Source organism: Shewanella salipaludis, from assembly GCF_012911865.1.
GTDB lineage: Bacteria > Pseudomonadota > Gammaproteobacteria > Enterobacterales > Shewanellaceae > Shewanella > Shewanella salipaludis.
In genome coordinates this window covers 141,209-164,567 of record NZ_JAAXYH010000004.1, presented here as the reverse complement: position 1 = coordinate 164,567, position 23,359 = coordinate 141,209, and the positions used below count along the sequence as shown (strand labels likewise).

Annotated in this window: 22 protein-coding genes and 1 other RNA gene; 7 read left to right on the top strand and 16 right to left on the bottom strand. The window is 52.7% G+C overall.

All coding sequences use genetic code 11. The annotated features are described in order from the left end of the window. Nucleotides 1–34 precede the first annotated feature (34 nt). Complete coding sequence (locus HC757_RS07955; protein WP_169563791.1) at nt 35–1,210, bottom strand: hypothetical protein; 1,176 nt, start codon at nt 1,208–1,210, stop codon at nt 35–37. Nucleotides 1,211–2,703: 1,493 nt separating this feature from the next. On the opposite strand from HC757_RS07955, the gene HC757_RS07950 reads away from it, so the two are divergent. Next, a complete protein-coding gene (locus tag HC757_RS07950) occupies nt 2,704–3,369 on the top strand; it encodes a hypothetical protein (protein ID WP_169563790.1) in 666 nt (221 codons plus the stop codon). An 804-nt stretch (nt 3,370–4,173) separates the two neighbouring features. Here HC757_RS07950 and HC757_RS07945 read toward each other — a convergent pair. The 3 genes from HC757_RS07945 to rsmI all read right to left on the bottom strand — a co-directional run bounded on the left by HC757_RS07945 (nt 4,174) and on the right by rsmI (nt 7,345). After that, nucleotides 4,174–5,436, bottom strand: a complete 1,263-nt coding sequence (locus HC757_RS07945; RefSeq protein WP_169563789.1) for an MFS transporter — start codon at nt 5,434–5,436, stop codon at nt 4,174–4,176. Between the two features lie 631 nt (nt 5,437–6,067). Then, nucleotides 6,068–6,437, bottom strand: an RNA gene (gene rnpB, locus HC757_RS07940) — RNase P RNA component class A. Between the two features lie 65 nt (nt 6,438–6,502). Continuing rightward, nucleotides 6,503–7,345, bottom strand: a complete 843-nt coding sequence (gene rsmI, locus HC757_RS07935; RefSeq protein ID WP_169563788.1) for a 16S rRNA (cytidine(1402)-2'-O)-methyltransferase — start codon at nt 7,343–7,345, stop codon at nt 6,503–6,505. An 87-nt stretch (nt 7,346–7,432) separates the two neighbouring features. Here rsmI and HC757_RS07930 point away from each other — a divergent pair, with 87 nt between their 5' ends. The 4 genes from HC757_RS07930 to HC757_RS07915 all read left to right on the top strand — a co-directional run bounded on the left by HC757_RS07930 (nt 7,433) and on the right by HC757_RS07915 (nt 10,837). Then, the gene (locus HC757_RS07930; RefSeq protein ID WP_169563787.1) at nt 7,433–9,253 is read left to right on the top strand and encodes a penicillin-binding protein activator; all 1,821 of its coding nucleotides are present in this window, start codon (nt 7,433–7,435) and stop codon (nt 9,251–9,253) included. Continuing rightward, complete coding sequence (locus HC757_RS07925; protein WP_169563786.1) at nt 9,250–9,576, top strand: YraN family protein; 327 nt, start codon at nt 9,250–9,252, stop codon at nt 9,574–9,576. The genes HC757_RS07930 and HC757_RS07925 overlap by 4 nt, the downstream gene beginning before the upstream one ends. 101 nt (nt 9,577–9,677) lie before the next feature. Then, nucleotides 9,678–10,271, top strand: coding sequence for a phosphoheptose isomerase (locus tag HC757_RS07920; protein WP_169563785.1), 594 nt, complete (start codon nt 9,678–9,680; stop codon nt 10,269–10,271). Then, nucleotides 10,268–10,837 (top strand): BON domain-containing protein, encoded by a 570-nt coding sequence (locus HC757_RS07915; protein WP_169563784.1) that lies wholly within the window; start codon nt 10,268–10,270, stop codon nt 10,835–10,837. Before HC757_RS07920 ends, HC757_RS07915 begins: the two co-directional genes overlap by 4 nt. A 110-nt stretch (nt 10,838–10,947) precedes the next feature. On the opposite strand, the gene trpS is transcribed toward HC757_RS07915, so the two are convergent. From trpS to rpe, 3 genes are read right to left on the bottom strand one after another with little or no spacing between them, the layout of a single operon-like run. Further along, nucleotides 10,948–11,946 carry a tryptophan--tRNA ligase gene (gene trpS, locus HC757_RS07910; RefSeq protein ID WP_342343054.1) on the bottom strand — a complete coding sequence of 333 codons (999 nt, stop codon included), beginning with the start codon at nt 11,944–11,946 and terminating at the stop codon, nt 10,948–10,950. Nucleotides 11,947–11,957: 11 nt separating this feature from the next. Beyond that, on the bottom strand, nt 11,958–12,665 hold the full coding sequence (locus HC757_RS07905) for a phosphoglycolate phosphatase (RefSeq protein ID WP_169563782.1): 708 nt from the start codon (nt 12,663–12,665) through the stop codon (nt 11,958–11,960). Between the two features lie 3 nt (nt 12,666–12,668). Further along, a complete protein-coding gene (gene rpe, locus HC757_RS07900; RefSeq protein WP_169563781.1) occupies nt 12,669–13,343 on the bottom strand; it encodes a ribulose-phosphate 3-epimerase in 675 nt (224 codons plus the stop codon). A 220-nt stretch (nt 13,344–13,563) separates the two neighbouring features. Between rpe and HC757_RS07895 the strand changes: the two genes are divergently transcribed. After that, nucleotides 13,564–13,935, top strand: a complete 372-nt coding sequence (locus tag HC757_RS07895) for a hypothetical protein (protein ID WP_425313954.1) — start codon at nt 13,564–13,566, stop codon at nt 13,933–13,935. Beyond that, nucleotides 13,935–14,120, top strand: coding sequence for a DUF2970 domain-containing protein (locus HC757_RS07890; protein WP_169563780.1), 186 nt, complete (start codon nt 13,935–13,937; stop codon nt 14,118–14,120). The genes HC757_RS07895 and HC757_RS07890 overlap by 1 nt, the downstream gene beginning before the upstream one ends. A 26-nt stretch (nt 14,121–14,146) precedes the next feature. Here HC757_RS07890 and HC757_RS07885 read toward each other — a convergent pair whose 3' ends face one another. The 9 genes from HC757_RS07885 to HC757_RS07845 all read right to left on the bottom strand — a co-directional run bounded on the left by HC757_RS07885 (nt 14,147) and on the right by HC757_RS07845 (nt 23,225). After that, the gene (locus tag HC757_RS07885; RefSeq protein ID WP_169563779.1) at nt 14,147–15,025 is read right to left on the bottom strand and encodes a Dam family site-specific DNA-(adenine-N6)-methyltransferase; all 879 of its coding nucleotides are present in this window, start codon (nt 15,023–15,025) and stop codon (nt 14,147–14,149) included. A 48-nt stretch (nt 15,026–15,073) separates the two neighbouring features. After that, complete coding sequence (locus HC757_RS07880; protein WP_169563778.1) at nt 15,074–16,540, bottom strand: AAA family ATPase; 1,467 nt, start codon at nt 16,538–16,540, stop codon at nt 15,074–15,076. An 18-nt stretch (nt 16,541–16,558) separates the two neighbouring features. Beyond that, nucleotides 16,559–17,635: a 3-dehydroquinate synthase gene (aroB, locus tag HC757_RS07875; RefSeq protein ID WP_169563777.1), complete on the bottom strand. Its 1,077-nt coding sequence runs from the start codon at nt 17,633–17,635 to the stop codon at nt 16,559–16,561. Nucleotides 17,636–17,644: 9 nt separating this feature from the next. Beyond that, nucleotides 17,645–18,160 (bottom strand): shikimate kinase AroK, encoded by a 516-nt coding sequence (aroK, locus tag HC757_RS07870; RefSeq protein ID WP_169563776.1) that lies wholly within the window; start codon nt 18,158–18,160, stop codon nt 17,645–17,647. Between the two features lie 217 nt (nt 18,161–18,377). After that, nucleotides 18,378–20,426: a type IV pilus secretin PilQ gene (locus HC757_RS07865; RefSeq protein ID WP_169563775.1), complete on the bottom strand. Its 2,049-nt coding sequence runs from the start codon at nt 20,424–20,426 to the stop codon at nt 18,378–18,380. Nucleotides 20,427–20,447: 21 nt separating this feature from the next. Next, entirely contained in the window at nt 20,448–20,966 is a 519-nt protein-coding gene (locus HC757_RS07860; RefSeq protein ID WP_169563774.1) for a pilus assembly protein PilP, read from the bottom strand. Next, nucleotides 20,966–21,580: a type IV pilus inner membrane component PilO gene (locus tag HC757_RS07855; RefSeq protein WP_169563773.1), complete on the bottom strand. Its 615-nt coding sequence runs from the start codon at nt 21,578–21,580 to the stop codon at nt 20,966–20,968. Before HC757_RS07855 ends, HC757_RS07860 begins: the two co-directional genes overlap by 1 nt. After that, nucleotides 21,577–22,161, bottom strand: coding sequence for a PilN domain-containing protein (locus tag HC757_RS07850; protein WP_169563772.1), 585 nt, complete (start codon nt 22,159–22,161; stop codon nt 21,577–21,579). The genes HC757_RS07855 and HC757_RS07850 overlap by 4 nt, the downstream gene beginning before the upstream one ends. Beyond that, entirely contained in the window at nt 22,149–23,225 is a 1,077-nt protein-coding gene (locus HC757_RS07845; protein WP_169563771.1) for a pilus assembly protein PilM, read from the bottom strand. Before HC757_RS07845 ends, HC757_RS07850 begins: the two co-directional genes overlap by 13 nt. Nucleotides 23,226–23,359: the final 134 nt, after the last annotated feature.

Genomic DNA, 23,359 nt, shown 5'->3' with positions numbered 1-23,359 from the left:
GGTGAATATTGATCCTTGACTCATAAGTTACCATCTAAGTGTGTTTTTCCATGTATTTCAAGACATCATTGGCACGCCTGTGATTTCCTGCAAAGCGTAACTGAGCATGATAGGACTCCAGGCCCAAAAATGGCAGCGTATGAGGGCTGGTCGTCTCGGTACCCAAGAAGGTTAGGCCCATAAACTTCAGACTGCGGACCAGACTGCTGGGCGAAAGGTCATTGGTCCCCGCCAGATTCGGCACTATATCGAAGGGATTACTGCGTTCATTGACGACAGTCATGCCCAGCGCTGTTGCGGCTTGCTTTAACCTGGGCAGCCAGGCCCCAGGAGAATGCACAACGACTCGATGGCAAGTTAAGGCACTGGTATAGCTTTTACGGTATTCCTCCAGGGCGGCGCTGAAAATGATCGCCCCCTGGCTATGCACAACCCACTTGGTTTGTTGGCCTTTCTGTTGCGTCTGCTGCAAAATAGCCGCTAGATGTTGGGCATTCTGTGACTTAGTGCCTTGACGCTTATCGAATACACATTCGACCACATCGTAGAACATGCGATCCGTGGGATTGTGAAACAAGGTATAGGTTTTAAAATCATCCTCAGGGTAGGCTACATCTAAATGTGCCCCCATCAACCAAGTCGCCTTATCGAGTTCATTTTGCATGCCATTGACAGCCGCATGTATTGTACCGACTTGACTGACGGCTTCCTCTAACAGCCAAGATGATTGAGTGTTTTGCAGATCATTTCCATTCCACGCACCATTGAAATTTTTCGCACCAGGAATCCTATTTATCTTATAAAGCATATTCCTTTCGAGGCTATGTCTCGTCTTGGCCCCCGTAACATCTGTATCGAAATAAATGTCGTGGATGACGACTCGGCCATCAGCGGCAATTTTATAGTCAATCAAATAATGATAGGACTGGAATTGCTCCTTACTGCGCCACAGGCGTTTAAAGGGGAGCTTGCTGTGTTTAATTGAACTGCAACTGCCGGGATTGTTGCAGACATGGGCGATCTCTTTCACTACCTTGCGCTGATCGAAGTGATTGAGATTTGCCAGCATGGCCAAAGCTTGCTGGGTAATGAAAATGCGGGCGCTTTTTAAACTGATGGGGTCGCAAGCTATGCCATATGCCTGCGCGGTTTCGGCGTCTAAGCCAGTGTAATCGAATGCGGTTGTTTTCCCTGAATGCTTCCAAGCCATAGTAATTTACTCCATGTAATTCATTAAGTGCGACATATTAATGAATAATTTCCGGTAAATCCAACGTTAATGCCTATTAACAAGCCAGAGCACCACAGCAGAACACAAGGTCGTTATGTTAACAATGACACTCTCGACTGAGCGCAGGGCGGTTCACCGGATAGAGTGTTGTAGCCAAGTGAATTTGTAATCCATCTTCTGCCGTGGGCCTGCGTACTGCTCTTATATCAGGAGCATCAGTGACACGCCGGCTCTTGATCTCAAAAGAGTCATCCTTGTAGGCTCGACGGCGACATCTGCTGACCAAGGAGGGGCGAATGTCGCGATGGCAGGGATGCCATGGAGCGACCATGTCGCCAACGGTCACTGGCGCAACAGTGCCTGTTTGGTGCCCTCATTGGCATCAGAGCCACTATAAAATTTGCGACTCTTCGACCAATTTATCGCAAGAAGTGTTATGAATGTCCCCTCTCCTCTCCTGAGCGCTAGTGTTTTGCTAATGCTTTGATAATGGGAGATACCACACTTTGGCCGGAACAGTGAGCTGTAATTACTCCAAAAATTTTACGAAAAAGTTTAAATAACAATCACGGCAATCTATTATAAGACAGCAAGAGAATGCGCTTTGGCGCTAGTTATCAAGTAAGGCCTGACATTAAATATAAAGTTCCACACCAATCTGGCTTTTTCGAGAATACAGCATGGAAATAGTACCAATAATTAATAACAAAAATCCTATTGTGAAAAGTGGGTTATCAAACAACGCAGATGGATTTAAACAAAGAAACAACACTGACTTCATTAAACCCGAGGTGGCTATATATGCCCTGTTTCTTCCCTGTTTTCGACGATCACATCTGCGCCTGTGCGGTTGAATTGGAGTACCCAGTAATTTCTGGCAAAAAAACACATTGGCATTCAACCTTGGCCAACCAGCGAGGATAGTTTGAGATAAACAAAAGTGTTAAGAGTTTTGGATGTCCCGCCTTTCGTCGGGTCTTGGATTACGACAAAGTACTTGGAAAAATCTAGATGTGCATGATGAGCCCTCTCAAAAAAGACATAAGTTCACAGCCTGAAGCTTTGGTTAAATCCAGTCATTTCTGGTTAAGAAATATTCAAGCCCTAGCCCGGAACAGAGGTGCCGTTGAGATGCACACTACAATTCAATAGAATTACTTAATATTGATATGTTGTGTAGTTGTTACGTGCATGATAAGCTACAGTTTCAATATATCTTAAAATGGAGTTTAATTTATCGTGAATAAATTATTATTTTCGTTGGTGCTATTTGGTAGTTTATGTACTAATGCACAAGCAATATCTTGCACATGTTCTTCAGGTTCTATGACTGTTACAGTGGGCTCTAACGGTTCAATATCGATGCATTGCTCTGGTGGGCAAGTGGAATGTTCTATACAAGTTGAATAGTATATTTTAACTCGGAAATTTAAAGTGAGTCAATTTACTCGCTTTCAATAAAAGGACTTACCATGAAAAAAATATCAATCGCCATACTCATAGCAGTAACTACATATATTTACTTCAGTCTTGCTGATAATGCTTCTGACTCAATTGAAACAACCCACCACCGACCGACGGCAGAAACAAAACTTACAAAAGATAAGGAGCCTGAAGAAGGAAATATTACATTATCAGTAATGGAGAAGATTATTAAAAAAGATGAGGAAAAAATAAAAAACCCAGATATTTTCCCTGAAAATAAAAAATATGGAGAACTAAACGAAAAGGATTTTGTTGATGCAAATTCATTCACTAATGTCTTTGTTCTTGAAAACGATATAGTTTCAAAAGACGCATTGAAAAGATTTTTTACTATTGAAAATGTTCACGAGTTAATTTATAAAGTAAAATCCATTCCTCCAACTGAATTATCGGAGACACGAGAATATCAATTAACCCAAATGCTGAAAGTATTTAAAGACACTCATTATTATGCAGAATCTTATGCCTGTGCAGGGAAAATTTGTGCAATGTCATTTAATTATGATGAATTAAATAAAGAAGAGCTGGCAGAGTTTTCACACTTTTCGGAAAATTACACCTTCACTAATGCAACAGTAAATGAATTTGGGGAAAAACAACTTAAAGCTGTGTATATTGCTACCGACGACCCAAGCCAGTTAACTGTGAGGTAGCTTATTAAGTTGTGGATCCGTGTATCTTTGATAAGATTCCCATAGAAGAATCATTCAATTTTATAAAATATTGATATTGGGTAAAACTGTTAACTTTTATATATCTAGGTAAGGGGATTGCTGTTAGCTAAAGGATGTTCAATATGCTATATCAGCCTGTCATAACTCGGTGTGAAGTGGCTCGACAGTTACGACAGGGCGGATCATTATGGCCATCCATTATAAAACAGCAAGATAATACGCTTCAGCGCTGGTTCCGGTAAGGCCTGATGCTGAATATAAAGCCCCGCACTAAACTGGCTTCCTCGAGGACGCAGCATGGCACCACTCCAACATCAACAACTTAGTTCAGCCCAGCAGAGACTGCCACATCAAGCTATTTATACCGGATGCTCCGTCGCTTATGTCCTGTTTCTTACGAATGACACTCTCGGCTGAGCCTAGTGCTACTCTCGGGCCGAGTGTTGCGGCCAAGTGAATTTGCAATCCATCTTCTGCCGTGGGCCTGCGTACTGCTCTTATATCAGAAGCATCAGTGACACGCCGGCTCTTGATCTCAAAAGAGTCATCCTTGTAGGCTCGACGGCGACAAATGCCTCCATGCACAAGAGCCAGCTCGCCCTCCATGGCATCAGAGTCACTGTAAAATTTGTGACTCTTCGACCAATTTATCGCAAGAAGTGTTATGGATGTTTCATCTCTTTTTCTTATTCAACGAAAAATACATTTAATCCAGGCCGACCAAACTTATCTAACTCACATCAAAAATTGTGGGCGAATGGGTGTATTTTTCCAGAAAAGTGCTCACGAAAAGGGTTGTGGACGAAGCCATTCGCTCGCAGGATTAAGAATATAACTTCTCATTTTTGAGTTTAGACTGGAAAGTATTGTAATTATTGCAATACCCAAAGCACAAAATCCAAAAATGAACTGGGTATTATTATGAGTCACTGCCCCTAAACCTCCGCCAACCATTAACCCTAAAGGTAATAACCCACCGGATATAGTCATCAATAGACTCATCACTCGTCCACGTAATTCTGTTGGCGTATTATTTTGGAACAATGTCGTTGCCTGAAGATTAAACACCCCCAAACTTAACCCTGACATGAATAACGAAAATAATGCAATCTTGGATGATACGCTTTGACTAAGCAGCATTAAACTGCACGAAAACAAAATCATCGAGACAAACATGACTATAGTTTTGCGGTTACCTTGTACATTTATAGTTGCAGAGATCCAATACCCTAAAACACTCCCAATAGCCATTGCAGCGAGTAAAAAACCATACCATTGAGCCTCTTCCAGCAGTTGCTCTGTTACGTAAAATGGCAAAAGAAGCATAATTGGAGCGATAAAGAAATTGATAGAAGAAGCGAAGAACATCGTTTGATACATACCTTTGCAGCTTTTAACATAACGCAGCCCTTCAGCCAAATCCACCTTATGCTGTTTATATTTATTGGTAATACCACTTATACTTTTACGTTTTTTAAAATCGCTTTTTATAAAGGACTCACTAAAGGCAGATATAAAATATGAAATAGCATCAATAAAAAGTAAAATTGGCGCACCTAACGCACGATAAAGAAGACCACCCATCGCCTGACCCACTATAGCAGAGCACTGGGTCGATGATTGAAAGAATGCAACTGTTTTAGAAAGCTGCTCAGTTGCAACCAGATCTGGAATGAAAGCATCAATGGCTGGCTGAAAAAACGCCCTTGATATTCCATTTATGACGGAAACTGTAGCAAACAACATAACAATGAAAAATTGACTGCCAAACTCACAAAATATCATTATGGATAGAATGAGAACGGCAACACCTCGAGTAAGATCAGTGACTATTATGATATTTTTCCGTGAAAATCGGTCGGCTATCACACCAGCGATTGGTCCAAAAAAAATATTCGGCAATATAGACAATGTCAATATGAAACCCATCAAGACTGATGAACCCGTGTTTTCCATAAGCCAAAACATCATGGCAATAGAATAAGCCTGCATTCCCAACTGACTTACCAGCTGTCCTTGCCATAAAAGAATAAGATTTTTATTCAAGTAAAATCCTTTTTAGAGATGATGCCGCTGAAAATCGAACATTTTAATAGTGCGCATACGCATATGTACATTAGTCCAATGCAAACCACGTTATCACAAGCTGCTGTTCTGTAAAGCATTAAGTTTGGCTAAACACGCAATTTCTGGCGGGAACTGAAAAACCAACTGAGCCGGAAAGCAGGAACATCCACGACTCTCTTGTGGGCACCCAGCCAACAGAATCCACCCCTTCCCCTTCGGAGTTGCCGCAGGGCAAACAGACAAATTGCGTGAGCGAGGCAGGATGCCGAGCTAGCCTCAGGTGAGCCAGGGATGGCGAATATGAGGCGCTAGCGAATTTGCCTGTGAGCACAAGGGGCTTTCAACTCCGCAGGGGCGCCGGGGGATTTCCAAAAGGGGAACAGGCGCTTTTCCCCTCTTGGTCGGGTGTGGGGTGAAGCCCCACGACTTTGATTTTCATTTAAAGAGCAAGCGAAGTTTGAACAGCCTTACGGCTAAAAACAAAAAAACCGCATCCCTTGCGGAATGCGATTTCTGCATGCATGAGGTGACATTGATGCCCGATAAGCCGAACGAATCACAGCAAACAACAAGCCCGTTTGTCTTTCGACAAACGGGCTTGTTGTTGAATGAGGTGAGTTGGCCGATAAGCCGGGTCCTGTCTTGGACAGTCATTCATCTAGGCCTGCAATCGCTCACAGGCTCAAGCGACCTACCCGGTTCCAACGCGAGCCACGCATTAACTTACCTAAGTAAGTACTGGAACCCTATTTGGTCTTGCTCCGGGTGGAGTTTACCTTGCTACGGACTGTTGCCAGCCGCACGGTGCGCTCTTACCGCACCCTTTCACCCTTACCGACCCGATAAATCGGGCAGGCGGTCTACTCTCTGTTGCACTTGTCGTCGGTTCACACCGCCCAGGCGTTACCTGGCACCCTGCTCTGTGGAGCCCGGACTTTCCTCCCCGTTCTTGCGAACGCGGCGACTGTCTGGCCAACTCGGCGCGGATTATAGCCTAAGCACCCGGCGGGCACCAGACTAAATCTGCGCCGCCGCGGGATGGACACTAGAGGCCGACTTCGAGGCCGTACTTATACAGGGCATTCTTCTTCACCCCGTGGATCTGCGCCGCCAATGCCGCCGCCTTCTTCAACGGCAGCTCCTCGCACAGGAGTTTGAGGCTATTGATGGCGACCGTGGGCAGAGCTTCATCGTCGCTCAAATGGAAGCCATGCACCATGAGGACGATTTCACCCTTCTGCTGGTTGGGATCCCTACTGACTTTCTCGAGCACCTCGGACACCTGGCCACAGAGGAAAGTCTCGAAGGTCTTGGTCACCTCCCGCGCCATCACCACTTGCCTGTCGCCGCCCAGGACCTCGACCATGGTCGTCAGGCTGTGTTCTATGCGATGGGGCGACTCGTAGAAGATCAGCGTACGCGGGTCTTCCTTCAAGGCCAGTAATTTATCGGCACGGGCCTTCTCTTTCGATGGCAGAAAACCTTCGAAGCTGAATCTGTCCGATGGCAGGCCCGAGGCACTGAGCGCCGTGATGGCGGCGCAGGGACCCGGCAGGGGGATCACATTGAAACCCGACTCGCGCACATGGCTCACCAGATGGTAACCGGGATCTGAGATCAGCGGCGTGCCGGCATCGGAAATCAAGGCCACCGACTGACCGGCGGCGAGTTGCTCGACTATCCACTGGGCCCGGGCACGCTCGTTATGGTCATGCAGCGCCGTGGTTCTGGTGTCTATGCCGAAATGACTCAACAGCTTGCCGCTGTGGCGGGTATCTTCACAGGCGATCAATGAGACCCCCTGCAGCACCTCTATGGCCCGAGAACTCATGTCCCCCAGATTGCCTATGGGAGTGGGAACTATGTACAGTGCGACCGTCTGGTCCATATCTACCTCTGTGGGATAACGCCGAGACTTTCGCCAAGGGTCATAGAAGGTTAAACTAGTGCCAGCATCTTACCAGAGTGAAGCCCAGTGTTAAAAAGCCTGAATACAACTAAGTTTATTTCTGTGGCCATTTTATCGGTTGTTTTGTTCGGTTGTGGCACCAGGACGCAAGTCCCAACGGCCCCCAAGGCCGTCTCCTTAGCCTCAGCACCACAGCAACCGAGCCACTATCTGGCCGAGGCCGCCAGGACCCAAGAAGCCGAACCCAAGGCCCGCTATCTGTTGTTGGCGGCCCATGCCTACATCAATGGCGGCAATTACGCCGCGGCCCAACAGTTGCTGGAGGCGATGAAGACGCGGCAGATGCACAACCAGAGTCTGCAGGCCGAACATATATATCTCACCGCCAGGGTGCTGGAACAGACGGCCACGGCCGGCGCCGCCCTCACCATCCTCGACTACCCCGACGACTGGAGTCTGCCCAATTGGCAGCGAGCGGCCTACCACCAATTCAAGGCCAGGCTCTACCAACAAAACAAACAGCCCATCGAACAGGTGCGCGAGCTGGCCCGGCTGAGCCGCTATCTGCCGGCCCAGCAACAGGCCGAAGTCAACGACAAGCTATGGCAGGCATTGCAGCCCTTGCAGGAACAAGTGCTGGAGCGAGTCGCCCGCGACGACAAGGACCCCGATTTCAGCGGCTGGTTGCAACTGGCCTACATAGTCAAGCACTTCGCCGTCGAGCCCAGCCAACTGGTCACCTCCCTGGGCGAGTGGCAACGACGGCACCCCAATCATCCGGCGGCGATGAAATTGCCTTCGGATCTCGACCGGGCGCTGAATACCAAGCCCTTCCACCCAGGAAATGTCGCCGTGTTATTGCCCCTGAGCGGCGCCAGAGCCAACATAGCCTATGCCATCAGGCAGGGCATACTCAGCAGCTACCTGGCGGAAGCCGACTCTGACATGGCGATCAATTTCTTCGATACCGCGGAAGGCGCGGCCCAGGCCTACCAGGCGGCGGTAGCCGGCGGCGCCGAGTTTATCATAGGCCCGCTGCTGCAAACGGAAATCGACGAACTGCATGGTCTGGCGGCCCAGGACAGCCCCAAGGTGCCGCAACTCTTTCTCAATCAGACGGACAAATTCACGCCCAGCCCAGAGCAGTTTTATTTCGCCTTATCACCGGCCCAGGAGGCCATGGATGCGGCCGAGAAACTCTACCAGGATGGCATCACCACCCCCCTACTGCTGGCCAGCAACGATGCCATAGGCCAACGCATGGCCCAGAGCTTCGGCCAAACCTGGCAACGACTGACGGGCAAGCAGGCGGAAGTGCATTTCTATGATGCCGGCGATCAGATGAAACTCACGGTACGGGAAGCCCTGGGCGTCAAGGACAGTCAGGCGAGGATCGCCCGCATCAAGGCGTTGATCGGCAATAAAACCGAAGCCGACTTCCGTTCTCGCCGGGATATAGACGCCATCTATATGCTCTCCTCGGCCCAGGATCTGGCGCTGCTCAAGCCTTTCATAGACGTCAACTTCAGCGTGTTTGCCGAGCCTGTGCCTCTGTATACCTCGAGCCGCAGCCGACAGGACATAGACACCAGACAGGCGCAGGAATTGAATAACCTGGTGGTCAGCGATATCCCCTGGCTCCTGGCCAACAGCGACGAACACCAAAGGGTAGCGGCCCTGTGGCCCGGCTGGAATAATAGCCAGAAGCGCCTCTACAGCATGGGTTATGATGCCCTGCAACTTGTGGGGCGGTTGGCGCAGATGCGCGCCTTCCCCGGTTATCAATTCAGCGGCCGCAGTGGCAACCTTTCGGTGGCGGACGATGGTATAATCCAGCGCCGCCTCAGCTGGGCCCGTTACCTGCGAGGCCATTTACGACCGCTATGACCCAGGGACAACAGGCGGAACTGGCGGCCAAGGCCTATCTGCAACGGCAGGGATTGCACTTCATCGCCCAAAATGTACGCTATCCCTTCGGTGAAATAGATCTGGTGATGCGCGCCGGAGAATACTGGGTCTTCGTCGAGGTGAAATACCGCGCCCGGCAGCATTATGGAGGCGCCCTCAATGCCCTGAGTCAGGCACAGATAGCCAGGATACGCAGGGCCGCCAGCCATTATCTGCAACTGCATGATATAGATGCCCCTTGTCGCTTCGACCTGATAGCCTTCGATGCCGATGAGGTGCAGTGGTTGGTCGATGCCTTCTGAAGCCAACAGGCCTGACGCCGAACAGAATTTTACTATCCATGCCTCAACTCCTGCCCGGAGATATGGCATGATAACAACCTTTATCGTAGAAGGATTTATTCATGTTAGAACGTATCAAAGACAGTTTCACCGAGTCTATCCAAACCAAGATCGATGCCGCGGAAGCCTTGCCCGAGTCCATTGCCAAGGCGGCCGAGATGATGGTGCACTGTCTTTTAGGCGGCAACAAGATCCTTGCCTGTGGCAACGGGGGCAGCGCAGGTGATGCGCAGCATTTTTCCGCCGAGCTGCTCAACCGCTATGAAGTCGAACGCCCGCCACTGCCGGCCATTTCCCTGTCGACCGACACTTCGACCATCACCGCCATCGCCAACGACTACAGCTATGATGAGATCTTCTCCAAGCAGATCCTGGCCCTGGGTCAGCCTGGCGACATACTGCTGGCGATCTCCACCAGTGGCAACTCGGGCAATGTGATCAAGGCCATGGAAGCGGCACTGAGCCGTGACATGACCATAGTCGCGCTGACGGGCAAGGATGGCGGCGCCATGGCGGGCTTCCTGAGCGTTGGCGATGTCGAGATCCGCGTCCCCTCCAATGTCACGGCCAGGATCCAGGAAGTGCATCTGCTGGTGATCCACTGCCTGTGTGACAACATAGACCGCACCCTGTTTCCCCAGGACGAGCAGCAATGATCAAGCTGGTACCCTTCGTTGCGTTGCTGGCGTTGCTGCAAGGCTGCGCCGGTGCCGTGATGGTGGGCGCCGTCGGCGGGGCCATGATGGCCAACGACGAACGCAGCGTGTCGACCCAGCTCAGCGACACCAATGCGGATTTCCAGATCTCCAGCGCCTTGCTGGCCCAGGAAGACATCAAGAACCAGACCAATGTCACAGGCGTGGTGATGAATGGCAATGTGCTGCTGATAGGCCAGGCGCCCAATTCCATGCTCAGGGACAAAATAGTCAACACAGTGCTCGGGCTCAAGCTGGGTGGCAAGCTGCATAACCAGATCCGCATAGGCAACCCCATCTCCTTCACCACCCGCAGCAACGACACCTGGGTCACCACCAAGGTCAAGGGGCGCATGCTCAATGAGAAGGGCCTGGATGTCACCCGCATCAAGGTCATCACAGAGAATGGCGAGGTGTTCCTGCTGGGACTGGTCGACAGGGCCCAGGCCGAACTGGCGGTCGAAATCGCCCGCAACACAGCCGGGGTACGCAAGGTTATCAAGGTCTTCGAGTACAGCGAACCCTAGCCGCGCATAAGGCAAACCCCAGCGGCGCACCGCATAGCGGCCTCCTGACACGCGCGCACAAAAAAACCGACCCCAGGGTCGGTTTTTTTAGGTGCGGACAAGCTCGGCCATTACACCAGCAGGCCTATCTTCTCATAGACTTTCTTCAGTGTGACTTCGGCGCGGGCCTGGGCCTTTTCGGCACCGTCGCGCATCACCAGATCGAGAAACGCCCTGTCGGCCCTGAACTCCTGGAACCTGGCCTGCAAGGGCTCCAGCATGGCAACCACGGCATCGGCGGTGGCCGACTTCAAGTGGCCATACATCTTGCCCTCGAACTCTGCCTCTATGCTGGCGATGCTCTGGCCCGAAGTGCCGGAGATCAGGCTCAACAGGTTGGACACCCCTGGCTTATTCTCGACATCGAAACGCACCACGGGCGGCTCTTCACTGTCGGTCATGGCCTTCTTGATCTTCTTGGTGATGACCTTGGGATCTTCCAGCAGACCTATGATGTTGTTGCGGTTTTCATCGGACTTGGACATCTTCTTCAAGGGATCCTGCAGTGACATCACCTTGGCGCCGAACTCGGGAATGAAGGGCTCGGGTATGGTGAAGGTCTCACCGTAGACATTGTTGAAACGGGTGGCAATATCCCGGGTCAATTCCAGATGCTGCTTCTGATCCTGGCCGACCGGGATCTCGTTGGCCTGGTATAACAAGATATCCGCCGCCATCAGCACTGGGTAGGCGAACAGGCCAACGTTGATGTTGCTGGCATACTTCTGGGATTTATCCTTGAACTGGGTCATGCGGTTGAGCTCGCCCATCTGGGCATAGCAGTTCAGCGCCCAGCCCAGCTGGGTATGCTGTGGCACCTGCGACTGGATGAACACAGTGCTCTTCTTGGGATCGACGCCACAGGCCAGATACAAGGCCAGGGTATCCAGACAGGCCTCACGCAACGTCAGCGGATCCTGACGCACTGTGATGGCGTGCAGGTCCACCACACAATAGAGGCAATCATGACTGTCTTGCATGGCGACCCACTGACGCAATGCCCCCATATAATTACCTATGGTTAATTCACCCGACGGCTGGGCGCCGCTGAGTACTATGGGTTTGCTCACCTGAGGGTTTGTCATACGTCTAATTGCTCCATTGCACCCGAATCGAACAGGATCCGGGTCAGAATATCATTAAATTGATCACACACGGCATCTGGGCCGCAAAGCCTGATATCTTCACCGTAGTTGTAACCATAGGTCAAGCCGATTGAGGCGATTCCGGCCGCTTTGGCCGCAAAAATATCGTTGTTGGAATCCCCTACCATCAGGAGTTGGCTCTTTTCGAGACGCCATTCGTGCAGCACATGCTGCAACGGCAAGGGATCCGGCTTCATCCGCTCGAGGGAATCGCCGCCAAATACCAGCGAGAAGAAGCCCTCCAAACCAAAGCCCCGCAACAGGGCGACGGCGAACTCATAGGGCTTGTTGGTCACCAGCGCCAGCCGGTAACCGGCCGCACTGAGCTGTGCCAAGGTGTCATAAACGCCGTCATACAGGCGACTATGGCGTTGCAGATGCAGGCCATAATGACGCATGAAGACGGGCATGGCCGCATCGAGACGCGACTCGGGCACGGTTTGCCCCAGCGCCCGACTCATGGCCCTGTGCATCAAGGTGCGGGCGCCATTGCCCACCCAGAGGCGCACATCCGCCTCGTTGCAAGATGCCAGCCCCAGCTCCTCCAGGGTCGCCTGGGTGGCGGCGGCCAGATCCGGCACACTGTCGACTAAGGTACCGTCCAGATCTAAGGCTATCGCCTCGAGTCGTGTCCAGTCAACCACGGCTTAAGAGGCCACCTTGGCCAGCTCGGCACGCATCTGGTCGATCACCGCCTTGTAGTCCGGCTTGCCGAAGATGGCCGAGCCGGCGACAAACATGTCGGCACCGGCGGCGGCGATCTCGGCTATGTTGTCGACCTTGACGCCACCATCTATCTCCAGGCGTATGTCGAAGCCGCTGGCATCGATGCGCGCCCGCACCAGGCGCAGCTTATCCAGGGTCGATGGGATGAAGGACTGACCGCCGAAGCCGGGGTTGACCGACATCAGCAAGATCACATCCAGTTTATCCATCACATGGTCCAAATAGTGCAGCGGCGTGCTGGGGTTGAACACCAGGCCCGCCTTACAGCCGGATTCCTTGATCAGCTGCAGGCTGCGATCCAGATGCTCACTCGCTTCGGGATGGAAGGTAATGATCGAGGCTCCCGCCTTGGCAAAATCCGGAATGATCCTGTCCACCGGCTTCACCATGAGGTGCACATCTATGTCGGCCTTGATGCCATAGTCACGCAGCGCCTGGCATACCATGGGACCCATGGTCAGGTTAGGCACATAGTGGTTGTCCATCACATCGAAGTGGATCACGTCGGCACCCGCATCCAGCACGGCGTTAACATCATCCCCCAGGCGGGCGAAATCGGCAGACAGAATGGAGGGAGCGATCAGGAATGGGCGCATAGTAGACTCATGGCAAGTGAATAAGAAGTCGCCTATTTTACCCTCAGCTTGCGGCAGGCTCTATAGTAAAAGGGCTTTTTTGCGACAAATCATCGACTAACTGCCTGGTCACAGACCCGGACAGCCGAGGATGATAAATTTTTGTTCATAAACTGAACTGATTTGTTATAATCGGGCGGCTCACATGAGCGCTGATAGCTGTAATGAGGAAGTGAAGGCGATGAAAGGACAACAAATGAATGCGGCAGGAAGTCAGCATGAAGCCGGAATGAAGAAGCCCGGACTCAAATCGCTGCTGGCATCGACGGCGTTGCTGCTGAGCACCACAGCCCTGGGGATCAACGCCTTGACCCCGGATCCAAGCACCTCGGCCTGCGTCTGCAGTGGCGACACCGCCTATAATGACAGTCTGCCCAGCAGCCATCCCACTAACCGCTGTGCCAACCAGGGCCAGGGGTTAAGCTGGGTCAGCTGGTTAACCGGCAGCAATCGCTCCAACCAGGCCCACTTCGTGGATCTGCTGGAACTGCTCCACGGCCACACGGACAAACCGCTGGAAAATATCACCCCTAACAGCCAGAAGAATTTCTGATGCTGCGGCGCTTATGGCAGGTCTTCTGCAGCACCCTGGCGGCCTTCTTTGGGGTACAGACAGACGCCAATCGGGTGCGCGACTTTCAACAAAACTCGCCGCTGGCCTTCATCATCATGGGCATTGTCATGGCACTGGTCCTGGTCATGACCCTGATCTTCATAGTGCAACAAGTGCTCGCCTGAGCAGTTAGCTTGGGCCGCTCTCCCACTCATCCGACCCGGCTTTCAATCGGGCTTTCAACCCCAGCCGGCTCTTCTTCCAGGTAATAGGCCTTGTCATAGAGCGCCATCAATTCGTCGACCTTGTTGCGACCACCGCCATTCTGGCTGATGTTGCGCTGCACCTGGATCTTTCCCAGACGGGCACCATGGTACAACTCCCGGGTCAAGGGGATATCATGGTTGCTGATAAGCACCGGAATGCCCCTGTCCAATGCCGTGTGGCGGGACTTGCGGGCCAGCAGGGCCTGGTCATCCAGGCTGAAACCGGCACCGACATAGGTGGTGAAACTGGCGGTCGTCGACAGCGGCGCATACGGCGGGTCGCAGTAGATCACATCGCCCAGGCGGGTCATGCCGAAAGCCTCTTCATAGCCTATGCAGCGAAACTCCGCCTTCTGCGCCTTTTCCGAGAAGGCCCAGATTTCCTGCTCGGGGAAATAGGGCTTCTTGTAGGAACCGAATGGCACATTGAAGCCGCCCTTGCGGTTATAACGGCATAAGCCGTTGAAGCCATGGCGATTCAAATACAGGAAATAGACGGAGCGGGTGAACGGATCTTTGCTGCGATTGAAGCCGTCGCGGATGCGATAGTAGGCTTCCTTGTCATTCATCTCGGCCACAAACAAGGCCTTGGCGGCATCGATATAGGCCTGGGGACGCCGCTGCACTATCTGGTAGAGATTGATCAGATCCTGATTGATATCACACAGCAGGTAGCTGGGATAATCCGTGTTGAGGAACACTGAGCCTGCACCTACGAAAGGCTCCACCAGGCGCTCCCCCCGGGGCAGATAATCGGCCAACGCATCAACCAGTTTAAATTTTCCACCCGCCCACTTGAGGAAGGCTCTTTGTTTTTTACTCATTTAAATTGATGAATGCCAGGCAAAAAGAAGGCCACGATTGTACTCTGTTTATTGCGGGATTTCACCGTCTGTCGCCACTTGTTGCACTTCATATTCGCCCAGGTCCGCCCAGGGCCGCGGCCAAGGCGCTTCGAATCGGTAGCGCTGCACCAACCTTTGGGCGGCGAGATTAGCCGCCGCCATGTCGTCGAAACTTCCCATGAAGATGATCCAACGCTTTCGATACTTGCCCAGGTAGATCTCCTTCTCCGCCGCCAACCGGTGTATCACGGGGGTCAAGGATTCGCGCTTGGTCATGCTGGCAAGCTGCAGCGTGTAGCCCTTCCTGGCCTTGGGCTGCCCCTGGGTCCGGCTGCGCTGCGCCTTGATTAACTCTATGGGGCGCTGCTGCCGGGCGATCGCCGCCGCCTCCACCGTGACCGCCGCCAAGGCCGGCTCGGCAGTCTGCACCTCTGCCGTGTTCTCCTGCGCCCGGCTCGATACGGGCGCGGCTTCTCGATCGGCGTGCGCTGCGGCTTCGGGAGCTGCCGCCTGCGCCTCGATGACTTGAGTATCGCCGGTATCTGTATCGCCGGTATTGGCATTCGCATCGACATCGACAGCCGCGGAGAATAAGCCTCCCCCGGCCAGCGCCAACGGACTCGGCCGGGCCGCCGCGGCATCCCCTTGGGGCGCCAGGATAGCCTGCCCATAACGGCGCAGCTCAGGGTAACCCGCCTGGCTCGGGGCGACGCCATCCGCCGGCCTAGGCTCGCCGCCGATGAACCAGTAGAGCCCAGCCGTCAAAGCGAGCAGCACCGCCAGCAGGCCGGTCAGATGCCAGCCGCGCCACCTGGCTTGCGGGCTTGGGGAGTCATTCAAGGCCAGCTCCAGCAGGGTCACCACCTCGCCCGGGGTGCCCGACTGGCGTTCCAGCTGGGCCCTGATGATGTCCCGGGGGGCGAACGGTGTCTGGCCGCTGCGGATCAACAGGCTGCGGTACAGGGCTTCCCGCTCTATCGGTCCCAGGGGCTCGACCCCCACGGGCAGCAGCAGCTTACGCTGCGGCTCCGGCAGTTGTGCCATCAATTCATCGAGAAATGCCGGCGCCACCGTCAGGGTCAGGGCGATCGCCTTGCCGGCACATTTGAGTTGGCTGAGTATGATACATTCGGCCCACAGGGTCATGGGCAGCAGATGTGCATCGTCTATGATGATATGCAGGGGTTTGCCGAGAGAGGCTGTGACCCGCAACAGGGTGTCGGCCAGAGGCACTTCGTCGTCGAACAAGGGGGAGGATATCAGCTGCACCAAGATCTTGCGGCGGATCTCGGCGCTGTCGGCATGCATGGGACAAGTGATCAGGGCGGCGTTATAATCATCGAACTCGGTCGCCAGTGCCGTGACCAGGGTCGTTTTACCCGCGCCCCGGGCACCACTGAGCACCAGCAGCTGCTCGCTGTAACTGGCAATATGGTGCAGCCTCTGTACCATGGCCTCCTGGGATGGAAGCAGGACCAAATCATGAAATGTCACCGAGCCACCACATAGTCGTTATCGACTGCGGATAACCTGCTCGAGCACGGCTTCATCCACCCGACTGAAGACATCCGCCCGACCCAGGGCCTGGGGCAGTACCAGCCTGAGCTGTCCACCCAAGACTTTCTTATCGCGCCGCATATGTTTAATGAAACTGTCGAAATCCATGGATTCCGGTGCCTGTACCGGCAGATCGAAGGCCCGCATCAGCGCCATGATGCGCTGCACCACTGCCTCGTCGAGCAGCTCCAGCCTGGCCGCCGTCTTGGCCGCCAGTACTGTGCCGGCGGCCACGGCTTCGCCATGCAACCAATTGCCATAGCCCATCTCGGCCTCGATGGCATGACCGAAGGTATGTCCCAGATTCAACAGGGCCCTGACGCCTTGTTCCGTCTCATCCTGGGCGACGACCTCGGCCTTGATCTCGCAACAACGTGCTATGGCATATTCCAGCGCCGCCGTATCCAGGGCCTTCAGGGCCTCGACATTGGCCTCGAGCCAGAGGAAGAAATCCCCATCCCACATGATGCCATACTTGATGACTTCGGCCATGCCGGCGGCGAACTCCCGCGCCGGCAAGCTCTCGAGACAGTCCGTGTCTATCAGCACCAGTTGGGGCTGATAGAAGGCGCCTATCATGTTCTTGCCGAGGGGATGATTGACCGCGGTTTTACCGCCAACCGAAGAGTCGACTTGGGAAAGCAGCGTGGTAGGGATCTGAATAAAGTCTATGCCGCGCTGGTAGCAGGCGGCGGCAAAGCCGGTCATGTCGCCTATGACACCACCGCCCAGAGCCACCAACACAGAATCTCTGGCATAATTTTGCTGCAGCAGGGCGGCAAAAATATGTTCCAGATGGGTCAGATCTTTATATTGCTCGCCATCCGGGAGCAATACCGAATTCACCTCACCGAATGACGCCATCAGGGCCCTTAACCTTTCCAGGTACAGGGGCGCTATGGTGTCATTGGTGACTATGAGGATGCGTTTGTTAGCCAGGTAGCGAGACAAGAGCTCACTGTCATTCATCAAATTCTGGCCAATATAAATGGGATAACTGCGTATACCTAAATCGACCCGAATTTGCTTCATTCTCTCTGCCTAAAAACCTAATTGCTCGATAATCTGATTTGCAACGATTTTTGCGCTCTGCTCGTCGGTCTTGACGATCACATCGGCAATTTCTTCGTACAGTGGGTTACGGACCTCTGCGAGATTCTCCAACACTTCCCGAGGGTCATCCACCTGCAATAATGGGCGTCGCTTGTCTCTTTGGGTACGAGCGACCTGTTTGTCGATAGTGGTTTCCAGGTACACCACAATCCCACGAGCAGAAAGATGATTACGGATATCTTTGCTCTGTACCGAACCGCCACCGGTGGCGAGTACGATACCTTGCTTTTCGGACAAGTCGGCGATGACCTGAGCTTCACGACGACGGAAGCCTTCTTCACCTTCGACGTCGAACACCCAGGCGATATCTGCACCCGTGCGTTGCTCAATCTCTTGATCTGAATCGTGGAATTCTAAATGCAGCATTTGCGCCAGATGGCGACCTATGGTGCTTTTACCTGCGCCCATAGGGCCTACCAGAAAAATATTACGTTTTTCAGCCATTTCTTTTACGTCTGGATCTTATGAAAAGTATGCCTATATCGACTCACAATCAAGCCGACCTAATTTGTTACCTTGCTCTTATGAGACTTGACCGTGGATTATCTCAGTTTAAGGCTAGGGCTGGCAAGTGATGTGCGCCATTTATCCTAAGATATTGTACGCCTTAAACGCTAAAACCAGCAAAGGTTGCTGGTTTTAGTCGATAGGGAGCAAGGGGTTAAATTTTTTCGGCCACGATTTTCGGGGTCACGAAAATAAGCAATTCCTGGCGCTCATTCTGATCTGTGGTGTTCCTGAACAGGAAACCCAGAAATGGGATATCGCCCAGTACCGGCACCTTGCTCACCCGACTGATCAGATTTTGCTGGTAGATGCCGCCCAAGACTATGGTCTCGCCATTGTTCACCAACACCTGGGTGCCTATCCTCTGGGTATCTATGGACACCGCCTGTCCCAGCGGGGTATCGACGCTCTTGCCCTGGGAGTCCTGGGTGATTTCCAGATCCAGTATCACTCTGTTGTCCGGGGTGATCTGTGGTGTGACCCTCAGTGACAGCACCGCCTTCTTGAAGCTGACCGAGGTGGCACCGCTGGAGGTGGACTCCACATAGGGGATCTCGACCCCTTGCTCTATGTAGGCCGATTTCTGGTTCGAGGTCGTGATCCGCGGACTGGCGATGATCTCTCCCTTGTTTTCCTGCTCCAGTGCACTCAGTTCCATGTCCAGTATGGTGCCGTCGGCCAACTTGGCCACATGAAAGGCGATGCTGGCCGGGTTAGCCACGGCGGCCGGCAAGTTGACATTGAGGCGATCCCCGGCCGCCGGCACCACACCGTTGGCTATCTGTTCGGCGCCACTCAGGCTGCCCGAAGTGCCTTTGCTGCCCTGCTGATCTGTAACCCCCCAACGAATGCCCAGGTCCTCGGACACATCGTCCTTGACCGTCACCATGCGGGACTCGATCAACACCTGGCGGATAGGGATGTCCAGCACCTTGGTCAACTCGTGAATATTTTCCAGGATCTCGGCGGTGTCTTTCACCAATAGCGTATTGGTACGTTCATCCACTGCGACGCTGCCACGGCTGGACAGCAGGCTGGAGTCGGCGCTCTTGAGCAGCTCGGCGATATCCACCGCCTTGGCATAGTTGATCTGCAGGTATTCGGAATAGAGGGGCAGGAGTTCCTTCACCTCCTGCTTATTCTTCAGCTCCTGACTCTCGCGGATCGCCAGCTCCTCGCTGGGAGCCACCATGAGAATGTTGCCTTGAATGCGTTTATCCAGGCCCTTGGTTTGCAGGATCAGATCCAGCGCCTGGTCCCATGGCACATCGTCGAGCCTGAGGGTGATATCCCCCTGCACAGTGTCGCTGGTGACCAGGTTCAAGTCGTTGTAGTCTGCGATGATCTGCAACACGGTACGCACCGAGATATTCTGGAAGTTCAGCGACAGGGACTTGCCCGAATAACGCTTCTCATCCTTGGCGACGCTTTCCCGCTGGGCCTTATTCATGCTCAGCTTGAAGACATTGCCATCCTGCTGCGACTGGTATTCATAGTTGCCGTCGATATCCAGCAGGATGCGGGTGGTCGCCTCGTCCTTAAAGGTCTCGAAGCTTTTCACCTGGGTAGCAAAGTCCTGCACGTCCATCACGTAGAGCATGTCCGGGTCTATGTCGGTATTGTAGAATTTCACTTCCAGCTTGGCGCCGACCTGGGACACGTCGGCCGCGACGGTGCGATTGTTCAAGGCGACCAAGAGATCGCCGCCGCCCTCGGCATTACGGCGAAAATCTATGTTCTTGACGCTGTTGACGAAGGGATTATCCGTTTGCGCCGAGCTGAGCTGAGTATCGTTGACCGTCAGCCGGTAGCTGTTGCCCACCACCCTGCCCTGATAGGGCCTAACCTTGTCCAGGTCGACACCGACCTTGAGCCGGGTATCGGCCTGGGTCAGCGTCACTTGCTTGACCCCGGCCCGGTCTATGGGCAGCTCGGTCTTGCGCAGATCCGACTGGCTGTCGTCGAAGCTCAGCACTATCCCGGCCGGCGATGCCTTGACCTCGACGCCTGGCGGGGTCAGCGGCTGCGCAAACACCAACTCGAGTTCGAGTTGGCGATCGATAATGCTGTGATACTTGACATCCACCAGGCTATTGGCCGCCATGGCAGTCGGCAACACGCCCAAAAATAATACCGCTCCGATCACAGTCTGAAACAGACGAGACACTGTGAATGGAGTTTTTATCGCGGCAGAAGATTTCATTATTACCTCATCCTTCGCTTGTTATTCTCCGGTTAATTCCATGCTGCTGGTGCGCTCGCTCCAGCAGCCGGAACCATCCGGAATTAATTCTATGATTTCGACATTTTGAGGCGTCACTTTAGTAATTCGGCCCTGGTACAGACCGAGATAATCCCCGTTGCCCATACGATAAACGCTGCCGTCACTGGTTTCAATCAAGGCCCATATAAGATTCGCTTCACTCAAGGTGCCACGCATTTTCAGATTATCCAACGCATAAGTTTCCAATTTACCCTTATGGCGCTTTAAATCCGGCTGTAAACAATCCGTACGCTGACCCAAGACTTCTTCGGTCAATTCTCTCGAAGGCGGTACGAAAGGACTGCGCATTAACTGCGCCTGATAAGCAAAATGCTCAAATTTGGGCGGTGCTTTCAATGGCGGAATATGGGCCACATGTTGTGCCTTGGTAGTGGTAACAAATAGCTCCAAATCGCTGCGATCGCCAACACAGGCGGTCAAAAAAAAGCAGCTGAATATCCACACAGGGAGAAACTTCATTATTTTTTCCCCTTGGTGGTCTGGGTTAATTCTACCCCTTCACGGAAACGATAGGTCTTGGCTAAAATATCCATGACCAGATTATCGTCCTTGTCACGCTTGATCGCAAAATCATGCAGACTGACGATTCGGGGCAATTTGGCGACACCGCTGACCATGCTCCCAAGTTCATGGTAACCGCCTTCGACCGACATTTTTATCGGAAACTCGGTATAAAAATCCCGCTGAATTTCAGATTCCCAATCTATGCTGCGGATCTTCAACCCTGCATCCGTTGCCACAAAGGTCAGATCGTCCAGCAGGCCGGGCATTTCATTCTCCGACGGCAGCATTTTCAACAGCTCGGCGAACTGGGCCTCCAGCACCACCAGCTGCTCCCGATACAGCTTGAGATTCGCCGCCAGGCGATACTTGTTGGCGAAGTCCTCCCTCAATTGGATTTCTTTATCCTGCTCGGCATTGAGTACGTCTATCGCATCCGACATGAAGAAAAAATACCCGCCGACCAGCACAATCAGGGCAAGAAAACCGGCGAATACGGCTTTAACCTGACGCGGCCAGCCGCCAATATTATCAAAGTCGATATCACTGAATTGGCTCAGATCGAGTTTCATTGACTCGCTCCCTTGGTCGCTGCCGCATCGGACACTGCGGTATTATCATTCACTGTCACCCTCAGACTAAACCTTTGTAACTGCCGCAAGGCTTCGTTCTGTGTCACTATGGACTGCATGCTGGGCTCGGTGAGCCAGGCGGAGGCTTTAATCTTGCGCATCATGTTGGCCACATTGTTATTGGATTCACTGCGGCCTTCTATCCACAATAAACTGCCTTTCTTTTCGACGCTGGAAAGATAAATTCCCGGTGGTACTATGCGCACCAATTCATCCAAAACATGGGTGGGTAAATTACGGGACTGTTGCAGATTTAAAATAATATCCGTGCGTCTTTCTATATCTTTTTTACGCTTATTTATTTCCCTTATTTCGGCGATCTGTGTTTCCAATAAGTGAATTTCAGATTGCAAATAACCATTACGGGATCTTTGATTTTCAGTCATCATATCGATCAGACTTAAAACCAAATAAACGACAATGACGGCCCCTAAAAAAACCATGGCCAGGACACCGAAATAATCGCGTTTCTGTTTTTCCCTGGCTTCATCGCGCCAAGGTAAAAGATTTATGTTCGCCATTGAGCATAACTCCTGAGCGCCAGACCACAAGCGACCATGTATTTATTACTGTTGGGCTCCAGTGCTTGCCTCACGGCCTCGCTGGCTTGCAGACAACCCAGGAAGGGATCTGCCACCACGGTCGGGATCCCAAGTTCATTGGCCAGCAAATTGGCCAACCCTTCCAGTTTAGCCGACCCGCCACACAGCAACATGGCACTCACCTTCTCCTTGCCACTGGAGGTGGTATAGATTTGCAGGGTACGCTTGATCTGCTGCAACAGCTGGGTCTGGAAGGGAGCCAGGACCTCCAACAAATAGTTCCTGGGCAAATCCCCCTCCAACTTGGCTTTCTCCGCCTGTTCATAGGGCATGCCATAGAAGGAGGCAATGGCCTGGGTGTACTGATCGCCGCCAAACGCCTGCTCACGAATGAAGCTGGTTTCCCCCTCCTCGACCACGGAAAAAGTCACCATGCCGGCGCCTATGTCGACCAGGGCCACGGCCTGACGCTGCGCCTCGGGCAGCTGTCCCAGCACCAACTCCGCCGCCCGTCCCAGGGCATAGGCTTCCACATCGACCACCTTGGCCTCGACACCTATCCCTTCCAGGGCATCCAGCCTGGCATCGATATTCTCGGTGCGGCAGGCGCTCAACAACACGTCCACCTTGGTCGCATCCGTGCTGTTAACATTCAGGGTTTCGAAGTCTATGCTGACTTCATCGAGCGAATAGGGGATCAGGTTATCGGCTTCTATCTCTATCTGAGCCTCCTTCTCTTCCTCGCTCAGGACGGCATCCATATAGATGACCTTGGTCATCACCGCCGAGCCTGACACGGCGACGGCGGCGTACTTGACGCTCTTGGGAAACTTGGCCTTCACCTGGCGCAGACAGTCGATCACCGCGTCCACATCGCGAATGTCATGATCTGTTACCGCGCCCTTCTTCACAGGCACAGCGGCATGGTTCAGCACTTTATAACCATCGGCCGTCTTGCTCAGCAGTATCGCTTTAACTTCATGGGAACCTATATCGATTCCCATCATCTGCGGGGCCTGACGCTTCCATAAATTTGAAAGCATAATCGGGATCACTTTTATTAAAAATTTAAGAAGAGATTAGCACAAAATCAATTTGTTAATGACATTTGTATTAGATGTTTTTGCATTTTACAACTGCTATTTTTTTGACTAATAATCGATATTTTTTTGACGCC

Bases quoted from the DNA above. Each gene is read 5' to 3' on its own strand.
- HC757_RS07950 (WP_169563790.1), top strand. From the start codon at position 2,704: ATGAAAAAAATATCAATCGCCATACTCATAGCAGTAACTACATATATT.
- HC757_RS07915 (WP_169563784.1), top strand. From the start codon at position 10,268: ATGATCAAGCTGGTACCCTTCGTTGCGTTGCTGGCGTTGCTGCAAGGC.
- HC757_RS07885 (WP_169563779.1), bottom strand. From the start codon at position 15,025: ATGAGTAAAAAACAAAGAGCCTTCCTCAAGTGGGCGGGTGGAAAATTT.
- HC757_RS07845 (WP_169563771.1), bottom strand. From the start codon at position 23,225: ATGCTTTCAAATTTATGGAAGCGTCAGGCCCCGCAGATGATGGGAATC.
- HC757_RS07895 (WP_425313954.1), top strand. From the start codon at position 13,564: ATGAAAGGACAACAAATGAATGCGGCAGGAAGTCAGCATGAAGCCGGA.
- aroB (WP_169563777.1), bottom strand. From the start codon at position 17,635: ATGAAGCAAATTCGGGTCGATTTAGGTATACGCAGTTATCCCATTTAT.
- HC757_RS07890 (WP_169563780.1), top strand. From the start codon at position 13,935: ATGCTGCGGCGCTTATGGCAGGTCTTCTGCAGCACCCTGGCGGCCTTC.
- HC757_RS07850 (WP_169563772.1), bottom strand. From the start codon at position 22,161: ATGGCGAACATAAATCTTTTACCTTGGCGCGATGAAGCCAGGGAAAAA.
- HC757_RS07925 (WP_169563786.1), top strand. From the start codon at position 9,250: ATGACCCAGGGACAACAGGCGGAACTGGCGGCCAAGGCCTATCTGCAA.
- aroK (WP_169563776.1), bottom strand. From the start codon at position 18,160: ATGGCTGAAAAACGTAATATTTTTCTGGTAGGCCCTATGGGCGCAGGT.
- HC757_RS07920 (WP_169563785.1), top strand. From the start codon at position 9,678: ATGTTAGAACGTATCAAAGACAGTTTCACCGAGTCTATCCAAACCAAG.
- rsmI (WP_169563788.1), bottom strand. From the start codon at position 7,345: ATGGACCAGACGGTCGCACTGTACATAGTTCCCACTCCCATAGGCAAT.
- HC757_RS07865 (WP_169563775.1), bottom strand. From the start codon at position 20,426: ATGAAATCTTCTGCCGCGATAAAAACTCCATTCACAGTGTCTCGTCTG.
- HC757_RS07860 (WP_169563774.1), bottom strand. From the start codon at position 20,966: ATGAAGTTTCTCCCTGTGTGGATATTCAGCTGCTTTTTTTTGACCGCC.
- HC757_RS07955 (WP_169563791.1), bottom strand. From the start codon at position 1,210: ATGGCTTGGAAGCATTCAGGGAAAACAACCGCATTCGATTACACTGGC.
- HC757_RS07855 (WP_169563773.1), bottom strand. From the start codon at position 21,580: ATGAAACTCGATCTGAGCCAATTCAGTGATATCGACTTTGATAATATT.
- rpe (WP_169563781.1), bottom strand. From the start codon at position 13,343: ATGCGCCCATTCCTGATCGCTCCCTCCATTCTGTCTGCCGATTTCGCC.